At 70.2% G+C, this 14,603-nt stretch carries 14 protein-coding genes and 3 tRNA genes; 6 read left to right on the top strand and 11 right to left on the bottom strand.

Translation table 11 applies throughout. The annotated features are described in order from the left end of the window. Positions 1-60: 60 nt before the first annotated feature. The 3 genes from VLJ82_RS21010 to VLJ82_RS21000 form a co-directional block, all read right to left on the bottom strand. Positions 61-134: transfer RNA gene (locus VLJ82_RS21010), tRNA-Met, on the bottom strand. A gap of 123 nt (positions 135-257) precedes the next feature. After that, a tRNA-Thr gene (locus tag VLJ82_RS21005) sits at positions 258-330 on the bottom strand. 419 nt (positions 331-749) lie between these two features. Next, positions 750-831: transfer RNA gene (locus tag VLJ82_RS21000), tRNA-Tyr, on the bottom strand. 246 nt (positions 832-1,077) lie between these two features. Here VLJ82_RS21000 and VLJ82_RS20995 point away from each other — a divergent pair. Continuing rightward, positions 1,078-1,569 carry a YajQ family cyclic di-GMP-binding protein gene (locus VLJ82_RS20995; protein ID WP_408665322.1) on the top strand — a complete coding sequence of 164 codons (492 nt, stop codon included), beginning with the start codon at positions 1,078-1,080 and terminating at the stop codon, positions 1,567-1,569. 25 nt (positions 1,570-1,594) lie between these two features. Then, the gene (rfbA, locus tag VLJ82_RS20990) at positions 1,595-2,476 is read left to right on the top strand and encodes a glucose-1-phosphate thymidylyltransferase RfbA (RefSeq protein ID WP_408665321.1); all 882 of its coding nucleotides are present in this window, start codon (positions 1,595-1,597) and stop codon (positions 2,474-2,476) included. A gap of 7 nt (positions 2,477-2,483) precedes the next feature. Here rfbA and VLJ82_RS20985 read toward each other — a convergent pair whose 3' ends face one another. The 3 genes from VLJ82_RS20985 to VLJ82_RS20975 form a co-directional block, all read right to left on the bottom strand. Further along, a complete protein-coding gene (locus tag VLJ82_RS20985) occupies positions 2,484-2,960 on the bottom strand; it encodes a rhodanese-like domain-containing protein (protein ID WP_408665320.1) in 477 nt (158 codons plus the stop codon). Further along, a complete protein-coding gene (locus tag VLJ82_RS20980; RefSeq protein ID WP_408665319.1) occupies positions 2,957-3,514 on the bottom strand; it encodes a cysteine dioxygenase in 558 nt (185 codons plus the stop codon). The genes VLJ82_RS20985 and VLJ82_RS20980 overlap by 4 nt, the downstream gene beginning before the upstream one ends. A 190-nt stretch (positions 3,515-3,704) precedes the next feature. Beyond that, on the bottom strand, positions 3,705-4,109 hold the full coding sequence (locus tag VLJ82_RS20975; protein WP_408665318.1) for a hypothetical protein: 405 nt from the start codon (positions 4,107-4,109) through the stop codon (positions 3,705-3,707). A 396-nt stretch (positions 4,110-4,505) separates the two neighbouring features. On the opposite strand from VLJ82_RS20975, the gene VLJ82_RS20970 reads away from it, so the two are divergent. The 4 genes from VLJ82_RS20970 to rarD all read left to right on the top strand — a co-directional run bounded on the left by VLJ82_RS20970 (position 4,506) and on the right by rarD (position 8,667). Continuing rightward, entirely contained in the window at positions 4,506-4,682 is a 177-nt protein-coding gene (locus VLJ82_RS20970; protein ID WP_408665317.1) for a hypothetical protein, read from the top strand. A 194-nt stretch (positions 4,683-4,876) separates the two neighbouring features. Continuing rightward, positions 4,877-6,730: a 2-oxoacid:acceptor oxidoreductase subunit alpha gene (locus VLJ82_RS20965; RefSeq protein WP_408665316.1), complete on the top strand. Its 1,854-nt coding sequence runs from the start codon at positions 4,877-4,879 to the stop codon at positions 6,728-6,730. Then, positions 6,723-7,754 (top strand): 2-oxoacid:ferredoxin oxidoreductase subunit beta, encoded by a 1,032-nt coding sequence (locus VLJ82_RS20960; RefSeq protein ID WP_408665315.1) that lies wholly within the window; start codon positions 6,723-6,725, stop codon positions 7,752-7,754. Before VLJ82_RS20965 ends, VLJ82_RS20960 begins: the two co-directional genes overlap by 8 nt. Position 7,755: 1 nt before the next feature. Next, complete coding sequence (gene rarD, locus VLJ82_RS20955) at positions 7,756-8,667, top strand: EamA family transporter RarD (RefSeq protein ID WP_408665314.1); 912 nt, start codon at positions 7,756-7,758, stop codon at positions 8,665-8,667. 10 nt (positions 8,668-8,677) lie between these two features. Here the strand turns inward: rarD and VLJ82_RS20950 are convergent, their stop codons facing one another. The 5 genes from VLJ82_RS20950 to VLJ82_RS20930 all read right to left on the bottom strand — a co-directional run. Continuing rightward, positions 8,678-9,862, bottom strand: a complete 1,185-nt coding sequence (locus tag VLJ82_RS20950; protein ID WP_408665313.1) for a hypothetical protein — start codon at positions 9,860-9,862, stop codon at positions 8,678-8,680. A gap of 268 nt (positions 9,863-10,130) precedes the next feature. Further along, positions 10,131-11,084 (bottom strand): acyl-ACP desaturase, encoded by a 954-nt coding sequence (locus VLJ82_RS20945; RefSeq protein ID WP_408665312.1) that lies wholly within the window; start codon positions 11,082-11,084, stop codon positions 10,131-10,133. A gap of 100 nt (positions 11,085-11,184) precedes the next feature. Then, positions 11,185-12,198, bottom strand: coding sequence for a polyprenyl synthetase family protein (locus VLJ82_RS20940; protein WP_408665311.1), 1,014 nt, complete (start codon positions 12,196-12,198; stop codon positions 11,185-11,187). Further along, positions 12,195-13,757 carry an NADH-quinone oxidoreductase subunit NuoN gene (nuoN, locus tag VLJ82_RS20935; protein WP_408665310.1) on the bottom strand — a complete coding sequence of 521 codons (1,563 nt, stop codon included), beginning with the start codon at positions 13,755-13,757 and terminating at the stop codon, positions 12,195-12,197. Before nuoN ends, VLJ82_RS20940 begins: the two co-directional genes overlap by 4 nt. Continuing rightward, positions 13,754-14,603: complex I subunit 4 family protein (locus tag VLJ82_RS20930; RefSeq protein WP_408665309.1), on the bottom strand; the 850-nt coding region annotated here is incomplete at its 5' end. The genes VLJ82_RS20930 and nuoN, both read right to left, overlap by 4 nt.

The raw sequence follows: 14,603 nt of genomic DNA, 5'->3' as shown, positions 1-14,603 counted from the left end.
GACGGACGTCGGTGGCTGCCACTTCTCGTGCCTTTCGTAGAGGTCATGCGATCTGTTCGGTAGCGAGGGCCGGACTTGAACCGGCGACACAGCGATTATGAGCCGCTTGCTCTACCAGGCTGAGCTACCCCGCCTTGTTCGTCCAGCACGCCTCGTAGCAACCGCGCCGGGCACCAGGATATGCCCGAGACCCGAGCCGACGACGGGCTGGCGTGGAACAGCCGGAACGCTCGTCGACGAGTGCTCCGGCGAACCAGAGCCCCCTTACGGAATCGAACCGTAGACCTTCTCCTTACCATGGAGACGCTCTGCCGACTGAGCTAAGGGGGCCAATCGCCGCGCGGCAGATGGCCGAGAACCGGCCGCCAACCACGCCGGAGAGACTCTACCCGACCTCGCAGCCGTTCCTGAAATTGGGTGCCGCGCCCCTCGCCGGGCCCAATCGCGGGCGGCCCCGGTCGCAGACAGCGGCCCGGGCGGCTGCTGCCAGGGTGCCGACAGGACCGGTCCGGCACCGGCCCGACCCGGTGCGGCAGAACCCGAGCGCATTCCTTGGGCGGGCATGGAAAAGCCCTGGTGATCGCACGGGGGAACGACCACCAGGGCAGGTCTAAGTATGAACCCTGGGTAGTCAGTTGGCAACCCCGAGCGACGAAATTCGTAGACATTGTTGCCGAGGCGAGGTAGGACAAAGCGTCCAGGCACAGGCACGCAGACTCTCGACCTTGGAATCGAGGAGTCCGGTTCGGTGGCGGCTGTTGGGTTCGAACCAACGTAGGCTGAGCCGGCAGATTTACAGTCTGCTCCCTTTGACCACTCGGGCAAACCGCCGTGTACGCCACACCGTACCAAGCTCTCGCGAGCCGGCCCGGTGCGGGGCGTTCCGAGCGTACACGAGCGCCCGGGACGTCCCCGGCGCCACCCGCGGGACGCCCGGGCGGGCGGTTGTGGGCGGTTGCGGGCGGGCGGCAGGCCGGTGCCCGGGCCGTTCCGCTACCGTCGCGGTAGCCGGCACCCGCACGCACTCGTCCGGGCCGGCGGGCACCGCAGTCGAGTCCATCTGCAAGGAGCAACGCCATGGCCGATCCCTCGTTCGACGTCGTCAGCAAGATCGACCGCCAGGAGGCGGACAACGCGCTCAACCAGGCCGCCAAGGAACTTGCCCAGCGCTTCGACTTCCGGGGCACCAACGCCTCCATCGAATGGTCCGGCGAGCTGGGCATCACCATCCGGGCCGACACCGAGGAGCGGGCCGGCGCCGCGCTGGAGGTGTTCAAGGAGAAGCTGGTCAAGCGCTCGATCTCGCTCAAGGCGCTCGACGCCGGCGAGCCACGGTCCTCGGGCAAGCAGTACGTGATCAGCGGCTCGCTCAAGCAGGGCATCGGGGCCGAGGTGGCCAAGAAGATCACCAAGACGATCCGCGACTCCGGGCCCAAGGGGGTCCAGGCCCAGATCCAGGGCGAGCAGGTGCGGGTGTCGGGCAAGAAGCGCGACGACCTGCAGGCGGTCATCGCGCTGCTCAAGGGCGAGGACTTCGGCGTGGCGCTGCAGTTCGACAACTACCGGTGATCGCCGACCGCATGGGGGGCGTCGCGTGAAGGGCATCGTGCTGGCCGGCGGTTCGGGCTCGCGGCTGCACCCGATCACCCGGGCGGTGAGCAAGCAGCTGCTGCCGGTCTATGACAAGCCGATGATCTACTACCCGCTGTCGGTGCTGATGCTGGCCGGGATCACCGAGATCCTGGTCATCACCACCCCGCACGACCAGGACCAGTTCGTCCGGCTGCTCGGCGACGGCTCGAACTTCGGCATCCGGCTCAGCTATGCGGTGCAGCCCGAGCCCGGCGGGCTGGCCCAGGCCTTCCTGATCGGCCGCGAGCACGTCGGCTCGGACAGCGTGGCGCTGGTGCTCGGCGACAACATCTTCTACGGCCACGGCCTGGGCGGCATCCTGACCGACGCCGCCCGGCTGACCAAGGGATGCCGGCTGTTCGGCTACCAGGTCTCCGATCCGCAGCGCTATGGCGTGGCCGAGGCCGACGCCAACGGCCGGCTGATCTCGATCGAGGAGAAGCCGGCGGCGCCGAGGTCGAACCTGGCGGTCACCGGCCTGTACTTCTACGACAACGCGGTGCTGGACGCGGCGGCCCAGCTGCGCCCGTCGGCCCGGGGCGAGCTGGAGATCACCGACCTGAACAACCTCTACGTCGCCGAGGGCACCGCCGAACTGATCGACCTCGGCCGGGGCACGGCGTGGCTGGACACCGGAACCCACGACTCGCTGCTGGAGGCCGGCCAGTTCGTGCAGGTGCTCGAGCACCGGCAGGGCGTGCGGATCGCCTGCCTGGAGGAGATCGCGCTGGCCCGCGGCTTCATCGACGCCCACCAGGCGCTGGCCCTGGGCCAGGCGCAGGCCTCCTCCGGCTACGGGCAGTACATCGTCGAGGTGGCGCAGCGAAAGCTGGCCCGGCTCTGAGCCCGTCCTAGGCCGATCGGTCCGGTGGCATCAGGGCGGTGTCCGGGCCCGGCTCGTTGCCCGGCACGCCCACCACCCGCTCGACCTGGCTGGGGCCCGGCACCAGCGGCAGGCCGGCCGCCTGCCAGGCCCGCACGCCGCCCACCAGGTCGGTGGCATCGACGCCGATCGAGCGCAGCGCGGCGGCGGCCAGCGAGGAGGTGTAGCCCTCGGCGCACACCACGATCCAGCGCTGCCCGGCCCGGGCCTGCGGCAGCCGGGTGGCCGAGTCCGGGTGCAACCGCCATTCCAGGTGATTGCGCTCCACCACCAGCGCGCCGCTGATCTCGCCGTCCCGGGCTCGCTGCCAGGCCGGCCGGATGTCGGCCAGCAGCGCGCCGGCCCGTACCGCGGCGGCCGCCTCGGCGGCGCTCAGCCGCTCCAGCCGGGCCCGGGCGGCAGCCAGCAGGCCGTCCACCCCGTCGAACGCCGCGTCCCCGCTCATGCCGCGGAAGTATTCCGGGCCGCGCCGGGCAGCTCCGGTTCCGGGTCGTCGGTGGGCACGCTGGCCAGCAGCCGCAGCCCGTCGGTGGCGTCCAGGTCGTAGAAGTTCATGCTGGCCAGCGGCGGGGAGTAGGCGTGCACGCTCACCGCGGGCGAGCCCGAGAGGTTGCGGACGTCGTGCACGTAGTGCGCGCCGAAGGCCACCCCGCTGCCGGCCTCCCGGCGGCGCTCCAGCAGGGCCGGGCCGCTGCCCGGGCCGGCGGGCCGGGCGATCGCCTCGGCCAGCGTGCCGGTCAGCACGGTGAACGCGCCGGCCGAACCGCCGTGGTCGTGCAACTGGGTACCCTGGCTCGGCAGCCAGCTGATCAGCCACAGGTCGAGCCGCCGGTCGCGGTACAGCCGCTGGTGCCAGCGGTGCGCCTGGTCGTACGCGACCAGGTACCGCCCGCCACGAACCTCGGCGGCGGCAAAGGTGGCGTACTGCAGCAATTCGGCGGGGGTCAGGGGGATTCCGGCACGCGAGAAGGAGCCGGAGGGACGCCGGAAGGCGTTCATGGGAGTTCTCCAGAGGTGCGAAACAGGACGCGAGCAGTGCGAAGCGGTCCTGACTAACAGCTCTGGTCGTAGGAGTGCGCGCGCCGGCTGGTCCAGAAGGACACCTGCCAGTACGGGCACGGCCAGCCGATCGCTACGGGACGGCGCGGCTGGGTCACGGCATCAGTATGCCAACCCGGGAAGGGTTTTCCTAGCTTGCCCATCGGAAAGATGTCATGAGCTTCTCGAACCGCTGCAGCAGTTCCGCACAGCTGCTGCCGCCGCTGAACTCGGCCAGCAGGGCCAGGTGGCCGCCGGGTGCCGGCACCACGTAGCGGGCCGAGCCCGCACAGGCGTCCAGGTCGAGCAGTTCGGCGACCGGGCTGTCGGCGCTGAGCGGGACCGAGTCCACCGGCTCGTCCAGCAGGCCGATGCTGAGCACGGCGCTGGCCGGGGTCAGCCCGGCCATGGTGATCACGGCGGTACTGAGCACGGCCACCACCGGGGCGCCGCCGACCTCCTCCGGCACCGTTCCGTCGTCGGGTGTGGCCACCAGCCAGTCGCGACAGTCCAGTTCGAAGGGCGGCAACTCCAATGCGTGAAGATCGCTGTCCATAACGCCCCCTTGCTCACGCTTTATTACCGCGGAACCGCCAGCACCGGATTTCGGAGCCCGCGTTGGTGGTACCCGCGGCGCCGGGCTTCTAGACATGATTCAGGAAAGTCGGAGCTCAATCTGCTTCAATCCGGACACCGTCCTTGCGAGAAAATACCATCCGGACGGGTTTGAAACCAGAAGCTGCGGAAGGGCTTTTCGCGTAATGCTTTTCTCGCCCGACCAGCGCTGACGCAAGCAGCCTGCGACCCGGTTACGAACAGGTTCGAACAGCCTTCACCGGACACTTCGGGATGCTTGTGCCAACTCTGTCTCATGTTGACGATATGTGGCTAGGCTGGCTGCGACTGATGCAGCCGCGGTGTCCCAAAATGTCTGCAATGTAGCCCGTTGTTTGTGCCAGCCATCATCTACCCGCCGAAATGCATCCGCAAGGTCCGGATCATTCATGTGTCTGCCCAAGTCACCCGGTACGGCCAGTTCGGCGGCCAGCCCGCGGACAGTGGCGACCAGTTGTGCCAACCCGTCGAAATCCACCTCGACGGCACCGGCGGCGTCCCCGGCACCCTCTGAACCTGCTCGCATGCCGCCTCACGCTAGACATACCGCCGAGTCGCTGCAAAAGTTTTCCACAGCCTCGATCAGCCGTGAGCGAGGCCACTGGGCCCGGAGCCGCCCACTGCCTAGAATGGGAAGGCAGCGCATGACGCCCCAGGGTGCCGGTTCGGGCTGTTCATCAGTTAGCGGTATGGGAGGCGGACAGCCGCATGTCCACACAGGTCCAGCAGCTCGACCGGGTCGTCATCCGGATCGCCGGAGACTCCGGCGACGGCATGCAACTGACCGGCGACCGTTTCACCCAGGAGACGGCCAACTTCGGCAACGACCTGTCCACCCAGCCGAACTTCCCGGCCGAGATCCGGGCTCCGGCCGGCACGCTGGCCGGCGTCTCCTCCTTCCAGCTGCACTTCGCCGACCACGACATCCTCACCCCCGGCGACCGGCCGGACGTGCTGGTGGCGATGAACCCGGCGGCCCTGAAGGCCAACCTCGGCGACCTGCTCAAGGGCGCCACCATCATCGTCGACACCCGGGACTTCACCGAGCGGGCGCTGGCCCGGGTCGGCTGGTCGTCCAACCCGCTCACCGACGGCACCTTGGACTCGTTCACGGTGCACGCCCTCGACCTCACCCAGCTGACCCTGGACGCGCTGGCCCACACCGACCTCTCCCGCAAGGACGCCGGCCGGTCCAAGAACATGTACGCCCTCGGGCTGCTGTCCTGGATGTACTCCCGCCCCACCGAGGGCACCATCTCGTTCCTGCGGGAGAAGTTCGCCAAGAAGCCCGAGATCGCCGAGGCCAACATCGCGGCGTTCAAGGCCGGCTGGAACTACGGCGAAACCACCGAGGCCTTCGGGGTCTCCTACCAGGTCAAGCCGGCCGCGCTGGCCGCCGGCACCTACCGCAACATCTCCGGCAACCTGGCGCTGGCCTACGGCCTGATCACCGGCGCCCAGCTCACCGGGCTGCCGCTGTTCCTCGGCGCCTACCCGATCACGCCAGCCTCGGACATCCTGCACGAGCTGTCCAAGCACAAGCGCTTCGGCGTGACCACCTTCCAGGCCGAGGACGAGATCGCCGGCATCGGCGCGGCGCTGGGCGCCGCCTTCGGCGGCGCGCTGGGCGTCACCACCTCCTCCGGCCCCGGCATCGCGCTCAAGGCCGAGACGATCGGTCTGGCGGTCAGCCTGGAGCTGCCGCTGGTGATCGTCGACGTCCAGCGCGGCGGCCCGTCCACCGGCCTGCCGACCAAGACCGAGCAGAGCGACCTGCTGCAGGCGATGTTCGGCCGCAACGGCGAGGCCCCGGTGCCGATCGTGGCGCCGCGCTCGCCAGCGGACTGCTTCAACGCCGCCATCGAGGCGATCCGGATCGCGACCACCTACTGCACCCCGGTGTTCCTGCTCTCCGACGGCTACCTCGCCAACGGCTCCGAGCCCTGGCGGCTGCCCGAGCTGAGCGAGCTGCCCGACCTCGCCGTCAGCTTCCTCGACCGGCCCAACGCCGAGGACGGCCAGTTCCTGCCGTACCTGCGCGACCCCGAGACGCTGGCCCGGCCGTGGGCGGTGCCGGGCACGCCCGGGCTGGAGCACCGGATCGGCGGCATCGAGAAGGCCGACCGGACCGGCAACATCTCCTACGACCCGGACAACCACGACTTCATGGTGCGGACCCGGCAGGCCAAGGTGGACGGCGTCGCCAAGACCGTCCCGCCGCTCGAGGTCGACGACGCCACCGGCACCGCCAAGGTGCTGGTGCTGGGCTGGGGCTCGACCTACGGGCCGATCGGTGCCGCGGTGCGCCGGGTGCGCCGGGCCGGTCACCAGATCGCCCAGGCTCACCTGCGCCACCTCAACCCGTTCCCGGCCAACCTGGGCGAGGTGCTGGCCCGCTACGACAAGGTCGTCATCCCGGAAATGAACATGGGCCAGCTGGCGTTGCTGGTCAGGGGCCGCTACCTCACCGACGTCCTGTCGGTCACCCAGGTGCGCGGCATGCCCTTCCGGGCGTCCGAGCTCGCCGACATGCTGCAGGGAGTCGTGACCAGCAATGACTGATCTGGGGCTCAAGGCCAAGGACTTCAAGACCGACCAGGAGGTTCGCTGGTGTCCCGGCTGCGGTGACTACGCGGTGCTGGCGGCCGTCCAGGGCTTCATGCCGGAGCTGAACATCCCGCGCGAGAACATCGTCTTCATCTCCGGGATCGGCTGCTCCTCGCGCTTCCCGTACTACATGAACACCTACGGGATGCACTCCATCCACGGCCGGGCACCGGCGATCGCCACCGGCCTTGCCGCAAGCCGCCCCGACCTGCGGGTGTTCGTGGTCACCGGTGACGGCGACGCCCTGTCGATCGGCGGCAACCACCTGATCCACGCGCTGCGCCGCAACGTCAACCTGACCATCCTGCTGTTCAACAACCGGATCTACGGCCTGACCAAGGGCCAGTACTCCCCCACCAGCGAGCGCGGCAAGATCACCAAGTCGACCCCGATGGGATCGCTGGACAACCCCTTCAACCCGGTCTCGCTGGCGCTGGGCGCCGAAGCGACCTTCGTGGCCCGGACGCTGGACTCCGACCGCAAGCACCTGACCGCGGTGCTGCGGGCCGCCACCGAGCACTCGGGCACCTCGCTGGTCGAGATCTACCAGAACTGCAACATCTTCAACGACGGTGCCTTCGACCTGCTCAAGGATCCCGAGACCAAGGGCGACTGGATCATCGGGCTCGAGCACGGCAAGGAGATCCGGTTCGGTACGGCCGACTCACCGCAGTCCCGGGCGGTGGTGCGCAACCCGCTGACCGGCGCCCTGACGGTGGAGGACGGCGTGCCGGCCGGCGACCCGCGGGTCGTGGTGCACGACGCGCACGCCGAGGACCCGTCCTACGCCTTCGCGCTGTCCCGGCTGTCCCAGATCGACTCCCGGTACTCCCCGATGGGGGTCTTCCGCGACGTCACCCGGCCGAGCTACGACCAGCTGCTCAACGACCAGCTCGCGGTGGCCAAGGCCAAGGCGCCCGGGGACGCCGGCGCGCTGGCCAGCCTGCTGCACGGCAGCGACACCTGGACGATCGGCTGACTTGCCCGATCACCGCAAGGGTCTCCTGTACGGGTTCGGCGCGTACCTGCTCTGGGGCCTCTTCCCGCTCTACTGGCCGCTGCTCAAGCCGGCCGGCGCCGTGGAGATCCTGGCCCAGCGGATGGTCTGGTCGCTGCTGCTGATCGCGGTGGTGCTGGTGCTGACCCGTGGGCTCGGCTCGGTCCGGCGGCTGGTGACCGACCGGGGCAAGGCCGTCCGGCTGGCGTTGGCCGCCGTGGTGGTGTCGGTGAACTGGGGCATCTACATCTGGGGAGTGAACAGCGGCCAGGTGGTCGAGACCAGCCTGGGCTACTTCATCAACCCGCTGCTGACCATCCTGCTGGGCGTGCTGGTGCTCAAGGAGCGGCTGACCCGGCCGCAGTGGACGGCCGTGGGCATCGCGACGCTGGCCATCCTGGTGCTCACTGTGGACTACGGCCGGCTGCCCTGGATCGCGCTCTCGCTGGCCACCTCGTTCGGCTGCTACGGCTTTCTCAAGAAGCAGGTCAGCGCCGGTGCGGTGGAGTCGCTGGCCATCGAGACCGCGGTGCTGGTCGGGCCCGCGCTGCTGACCCTGGTGGTGCTCGCCGAGCAGTCCCGGCTCACCTTCGGCCACGCCGGCATCGGCAACGCCCTGCTGCTGGCCGGCACCGGCGTGGTGACGGCGGTGCCGCTGCTGCTGTTCGGGGCCGCCGCGAGCCGGCTGCCGCTGACCTCGATCGGGCTGCTGCAGTACCTGGCGCCGACGCTGCAGTTCCTGGTGGGAGTGGGCTTGCGGCACGAGCCGATGCCGCTGGCCCGGCTGCTGGGCTTCGTCCTGGTGTGGGTGGCGCTGGTGGTGCTGACCGTCGATGCCCTGACCCGCCGGCGGGCCGCCGCGCTGGCCGACTCGGCGGAGGCCGTGGCGGCCTGAGTACTCGGGCCTAGTTCAGCCGTTCCAGCTCGGGCTCGTCGGTGGTGCGCCGGCGGGTGCCCACCACGACCAGCACCAGGCCGATCAGCACCACCAGCACGAGCAGCACCAGGGGCCCGAAACCGACGGACAGGCCCGCCTGGGCGATCCGCTTCGGAAGGGCCAGCACCGCCCGGCTCGGCGTGCGGAGGTCGGGGGCCGGGCGCTGGTCCGGGGAGGGACGCCGAGTCGCTGTCTGGGTGGCCGGCCGGGACGGGGCCGGGGTGGCGGTGCTCGGCCGGCCGGCGGCCTGCCCGCCGTTCGACTGACTGCCGGGTGCCTGGATCGGCACGGTGCCCACCGGTGCCGCCGGCTGCCCGGACGATGCCGGCGGGGCGGGGACCGGTGCCGGACCGGGCAGCACCGGCTGCTTCGGCGGCTGACCGGGCTGGACCGGCTGGCGGGGCAACAGGCCCTGGGCTGCCCTGCGGGCCGCCTCGGCCTGGGCCCGGGCTGCCCGCTCGGCATCGGCGGCTGCCTGCTGGGCCTCCTGGGCTGCCTGGTGGGCCTGCTGGCGGAGCCGCTGGGCGGCCTGGTTGGCCAGCCGGCCGACGATCGGCAGCGGCCCGTCGGTGCTAGACCAGCCGATCAGCCCCGCGGCACTCGCCAGGCCGCGCTGGAAGGCGGCCCCGGCCTCCTGTGCCTGGACCGGCTGCCGAGCCTCGCCGGCGGCCGGCTGCTGGTCCTGTCCCGGCGCCAGCTGCGCGGGGGCCGGCTTGGTAGCTGCCTTGGCGCGGGCTGCGACCTGCGCCTTCGCGGCCGCCTCGGCTCGAGCGGCAGCCTTCGCGACGGCCTTCGCCTGCGCCGCAGCCTGGGCGGCCGCCTTCGCCTGAGCTGCGGCCTTCGCCTTGGCCTGGGCTGCGGCCTTCGCCCGGGCGGCCTTCGCCTGGGCCGCGGCCTTCGCCTGGGCGGCCTTGGCCTGAGCCGCTGCCTTGGCCTGGGCGGCCTTGGCCTTGGCGGCTGCCGACACCGCGGCGCCGTCCTGCTTGCCGGCACCGGCGTGCCCGGCGGAAAGGGAGTGCGCCGGCCGGCTGGTGGCCGAGCGGGAGTTGGCTGCCCCGGCGGGCTGGGTGAGCAGCAGGGTCACCAGCAGGCTGAGGACGCAGAAGAGTGCCGCCGCGGTCGAGCGGCGGGAGCTACTGAACAGCCTCACCACGGTAGTCACCTTCGTTGCCAGCCGGGCTCCACTGTTAGGTGGCCCATTTGCCCGAAGTATAGCGGTTGCTTACTCCGAGTGAACATCCTGTGAGTAATAGAACCACACATTGATGCAACATGCGACGTAAAAATTTGGGCAATCCGGAGACAATTGCGCACGTTAGAAAACTCTAACTACGCACAGTAGTCAGTGACCACTATCCCGAACAAGCCGCTGCCCATGGCACAGGTGGGACGCCAGGCGGTAGAGACAGAGCGCCGGCTGCTCAGGCGGACCGGGCCGCCACCTTGGCACGAGTCCGCTCGCGCTGCTCGACGAAGCGGCTGGCCTGCTCGTCCAGCTGGGCGACGAAGCCGGCCAGCTCCTCGCGGGCCTGCTCGCCGGCCGGTCCCAGCCCGTCGCGTTCGAAGACGTTCCAGAACTTCAGCACCGGGGTGATCACCGCGTCGTGGTGCAGCCGCAGGTCGTAGATGCCGGCCTTGGCGATGATCACCGAGCTGCGCAGGAAGTCGGGCATGGTGGCCCCCGGCATCTGGAAGCCCACCACCTCGTCACGCACCGCAGCCATGGTCTCGTCCGGAGCGATCTCGAAGGCGGCGGCGATCAGGTTGCGGTAGAAGACCATGTGCAGGTTCTCGTCCTGCGCGACCCGGGCCAGCAACTGCTCGGCCAGCGGGCAGCCGGCCGCCTTGCCGGTGTTGCGGTGCGAGACCCGGGTGGCCAGCTCCTGGAAGGAGACGTAGGCCAGCGCCTGCAGGGCGGACTTGTCCCCCGAGTCGTAGCCGATCGCCATGTGCTCCATCCGCAGGCTCTCCAGCCTGACCGGATCGACTCCGCGGGTCACCACCAGGTAGTCCCGCAGCGCGATGGCATGCCGGCCCTCCTCGGCCGTCCACTGCCCGACCCACTGGCCCCAGGCCCCGTCCCGGCCGAACCGGGTGGCGATCTCGCGGTGGTAGGACGGCAGGTTGTCCTCGGTCAGCAGGTTGACCACCATCGCGGTGCGGGCGACCGGGTCCAGCGGGGAGTCCTCGGGCCGCCAGTCCTCGCCGCCCAGGAAGGCGAAGTCCCGGCCCCGGCTCCACGGCACGTAGTCGTGCGGCATCCACGGCCGGGCCACCGACTGGTGCCGTTCCAGGTTGGCCGCCACCACCGGCTCCAGCTCGTGCAGCAGCCAGCCAGACTCACCGGACGCGACCTCGGTCGTGGTTGTGGTCATCTTCTCGACTCCCCGGTTCCGGCGGTGAACTAACCTACGCCATCGTAGGTTATGCAGCCGGGCGCTCGGACCAGGGCGACCGCCATCCCGGCCAGCCCGGTCAGCCGCTGCGCAGCACGACCAGGTCCGCCAGCGCCCGCAGGGCCGCCGTGGCCGGCAGTTCCGGCAGCCCGGCGATGGTCGCCCGGGCCGAGTCGGCGTACTCCAGCATGGTGTGCCTGGCCTGCTCCAGGGCCTCGGACGAGCGCAGCAACGACAGCGCCTCGGCGTGCTCGCAGTCATCGGCCAGCGGCCGGCTGACCAGCTCGCGCAACCGCTGGCCGGCCGGGTCGGTGCCCTGCAGCGCGTAGAGCACCGGCAGGGTCTGGACACCCTCGCGCAGGTCGGTGCCGGGCGTCTTGCCGGACTGGCCGGTATCGGAGGCGATGTCGAGGATGTCGTCGGAGATCTGGAAGGCGATGCCGAACTGCTCGCCGAAGGCCCGCAGGCAGTCCACCGTCTGCTCGTCCACGCCGGCGAAGCGGGCGCCGAACTCGGCGGCGGTGGCGATCAGCGAACCGGTCTTGTCCGCCAGCACCGACAGGTAGTGCTCGATCGGGTCGACGCCGGGCTTCGGCCCGACCGTCTCGCGGATCTGGCCGGTCACCAGCCGCTCGAAGGTGCGGGCCTGAATCCGGACCGCCTCCGGGCCCAGGTCGGCCAGGATGTCGGAGGCCCGGGCGAACAGGAAGTCACCGGTGAGGATGGCGATGGTGTTGCTCCACCGGGTGTTGGCCGCGGTGGCGCCGCGCCGGACGGTCGCCTCGTCCATCACGTCGTCGTGGTACAGGGTGGCCAGGTGAGTCAGCTCGCAGACCACCGCCGACATCACCACCGCGTCGGTGTCGGCACCGGCATCGCCGAACTGGGCGGCCAGCAGGGTCAGCAGCGGCCGGAACCGCTTGCCACCGGCGTCGACGAGGTACTTGGCAACGTCGGCGACGAACTCGTCCTCGGACCGCACCGCCGCCTGCAGCGCCGACTCGACGACCTGCAGGCCCTGGCGGACGGTTGCTTCCAGCGCGGCGTCGTCGAACTCGATTCCGACCGCCCGCAGCGAGGACTGGTAAGTCACCCGCGTAACTTAGCTGCCTTGTCGGCGAGGTCGAGCAGGGGCTGTGGAAAGACCCCCAGCAGCAGGGTCGCCGCGGTGCCCACCGTGATGGCGATAGTCGACAGCGGCGACGGGATGGTCACCGTCGGGCCGTCCTCGGCGGGCTCGGCGAAGAACATCATCACCACGATGCGCAGGTAGAAGAACGCCGCGATCGCCGAGGCGATCAGCGCGATCACCACCAGCGGACCGGCGATGTGGTACGCCGCCCGGAACACCACGAACTTGCCGGTGAACCCGCTGGTCAGCGGGATGCCGGCCAGCGCCAGCAGCAGGAAGGTGAAGGTGGCCGCGAACAGCGGCGACCGGCGGGCCAGGCCCGACCACTGGGCCAGGTGGCTGGCCTCGCCGTTGCTGTCGCGGACCAGGGTCAGCAGGCCGAATGCCGCGACCGTGGTGAAGCCGTAGGCGGCCAGGTAGAACAGCACGCTGGACAGCCCCGCCCGGTCCAGCGACACCAGGCCGACCAGGATGAAGCCGGCGTGCGCGATGGAGGAGTAGGCCAGGATCCGCTTCAGGTCGGTCTGGGTCAGCCCGACGATCGCGCCCACCACCATCGAGGCGATCGCCACCGCCCAGATGATCGGCCGCCAGTTCCAGGCGCTGATCGAGAAGCCCACGTAGAGCACCCGGATGATCGCGCCGAACGCCGCGATCTTGGTGCACGAGGCCATGAACGCGGTGACCGGGGTCGGCGCGCCCTGGTAGACGTCCGGGGTCCAGGAGTGGAACGGCGCGATGCCGGCCTTGAACAGCAGGCCCACCACCAGCAGCCCGAAGCCGAGGTAGAGCAGGGTGTCGGACTGGGTGGAGGTGTTCTGCGCCTGCAGGATGTCGAACAGGTCCACCGACCCCGCGTAGCCGTACAGCAGAGCCAGCCCGTAGAGGAAGAACGCCGAGGCGAACGCTCCCAGCAGGAAGTACTTGATGGCCGCTTCCTGGCTCAGCAGCCGGCGCCGCCGGGACAGCCCCGCGATCAGGTACAGCGGCAGTGACAGCACCTCCAGCGCCACGAACATCAGCAGCAGGTTGTTGGCCGCCGGAAAGATCAGCATGCCGCCGATGGCGAACAGGGTGAGCGGGTAGATCTCGGTCTGCACCCGGTCGCTGCTGGCCAGCCGGCGGTCGGCCGGCGAGCCGACCACCACCGCGGCGGAGGCCACGATCGCCCCGCCGGGCTCGACGGCGCGCTCGGCGACCATCAGCACCGACAGCATCCCCAGCACCAGGATCGAGCCCTGCAGGAACAGGGTGACGCCGTCGACGGACAGCGCGCCGGCCGCGGTCAGGGTGGAGCGCCCGCGCAGCGTGATGACGTCGATCAGCGCCGCCAGCAGGGCCAGCAGGGTCAGCCCGAGCTGCAGCTGGACGCGCCGCTCGCGCGGGGCGGCCGCCTCCACCAGCACGCCCAGGCACGCCGCACCCAGCACGATCAGGATCGGGGCCAGCGCCGCGTAGCTGATGGACGGGGCCTGAACTCGGCTGGTGTCGGCCGCGAGGAGCACGGTCAGCGGGCTCACTTGTGTCCCCCATCGATCTTCTGCAGGGCTGTCGGCGTCGGGTCGGTCTGGCCGACATCGTGCAGGGTGGACTGCACCGCCGGGTTGATGATGTCGATGACCGGCTTGGGATAGATGCCCAGCGCGAAGATCAGCACGATCAACGGCGCCACGGCCAGCAGCTCGCGGGCGTTCAGGTCGCGGAAGCCGCCGACCCGCTCGTGCAGGCTGCCCTGCATGGTGCGCTGGTAGAGCAGCAGGACGTAGAGCGCGGCCAGGATGATGCCGGTGGTGGCGATGATGGCCAGCGCCCGGTGCCGGGTGAAGGTGCCCAGCAGGGTCAGGAACTCGCTGATGAAGGTGTTCATGCCGGGCAGCGCCAGCGTCGCCAGGCCCGCGATCAGGAACACCCCGCCCATCCGGGGGGTGACCTTGGCGGTGCCGCCGAAGTCGGCGATCTGCCGGCTCTTGCCGCGGGCGACCAGGAAGCCGACCACCAGGAACAGCAACCCGGTGGCCAGGCCGTGGTTGACCATGTACAGCACCGCGCCGGTGCCGCCCTGGGTGGTGAAGGCGAAGATGCCCAGGCCTATGAAGCCGAAGTGCGCCACCGAGGTGTAGGCCACCAGCCGCTTCATGTCGCGCTGGCCCATCGCCAGGAACGCCGCGTACAGCACCCCGATCACCGACAGGATCAGGATCGGCATGGCGAAGTAGCGCGAGGCGTCCGGGAACAGCGGCAGGCAGTAGCGCAGGAAGCCGAAGGTGCCGACCTTGTCCAGCACGCCCACCAGCAGCGCCGCCCCGCCGGCCGGCGCCTCGGCGCCGGCGTCCGGCAGCCAGGTGTGGAACGGGAACAGCGGGGCC

The sequence above is a fragment of the Jatrophihabitans sp. genome, from assembly GCF_035474675.1.
Classification (GTDB): domain Bacteria; phylum Actinomycetota; class Actinomycetes; order Mycobacteriales; family Jatrophihabitantaceae; genus Jatrophihabitans_A.
This window is presented reverse-complemented; position numbering and strand designations above follow the sequence as displayed.

What these genes read in the sequence shown, in the direction of transcription:
- VLJ82_RS20985 (WP_408665320.1), bottom strand. Translation starts at nt 2,960, where the DNA reads ATGAGCGGGGACGCGGCGTTCGACGGGGTGGACGGCCTGCTGGCTGCC.
- VLJ82_RS20965 (WP_408665316.1), top strand. Translation starts at nt 4,877, where the DNA reads ATGTCCACACAGGTCCAGCAGCTCGACCGGGTCGTCATCCGGATCGCC.
- VLJ82_RS20980 (WP_408665319.1), bottom strand. Translation starts at nt 3,514, where the DNA reads ATGAACGCCTTCCGGCGTCCCTCCGGCTCCTTCTCGCGTGCCGGAATC.
- VLJ82_RS20945 (WP_408665312.1), bottom strand. Translation starts at nt 11,084, where the DNA reads ATGACCACAACCACGACCGAGGTCGCGTCCGGTGAGTCTGGCTGGCTG.
- VLJ82_RS20995 (WP_408665322.1), top strand. Translation starts at nt 1,078, where the DNA reads ATGGCCGATCCCTCGTTCGACGTCGTCAGCAAGATCGACCGCCAGGAG.
- VLJ82_RS20960 (WP_408665315.1), top strand. Translation starts at nt 6,723, where the DNA reads ATGACTGATCTGGGGCTCAAGGCCAAGGACTTCAAGACCGACCAGGAG.
- VLJ82_RS20975 (WP_408665318.1), bottom strand. Translation starts at nt 4,109, where the DNA reads ATGGACAGCGATCTTCACGCATTGGAGTTGCCGCCCTTCGAACTGGAC.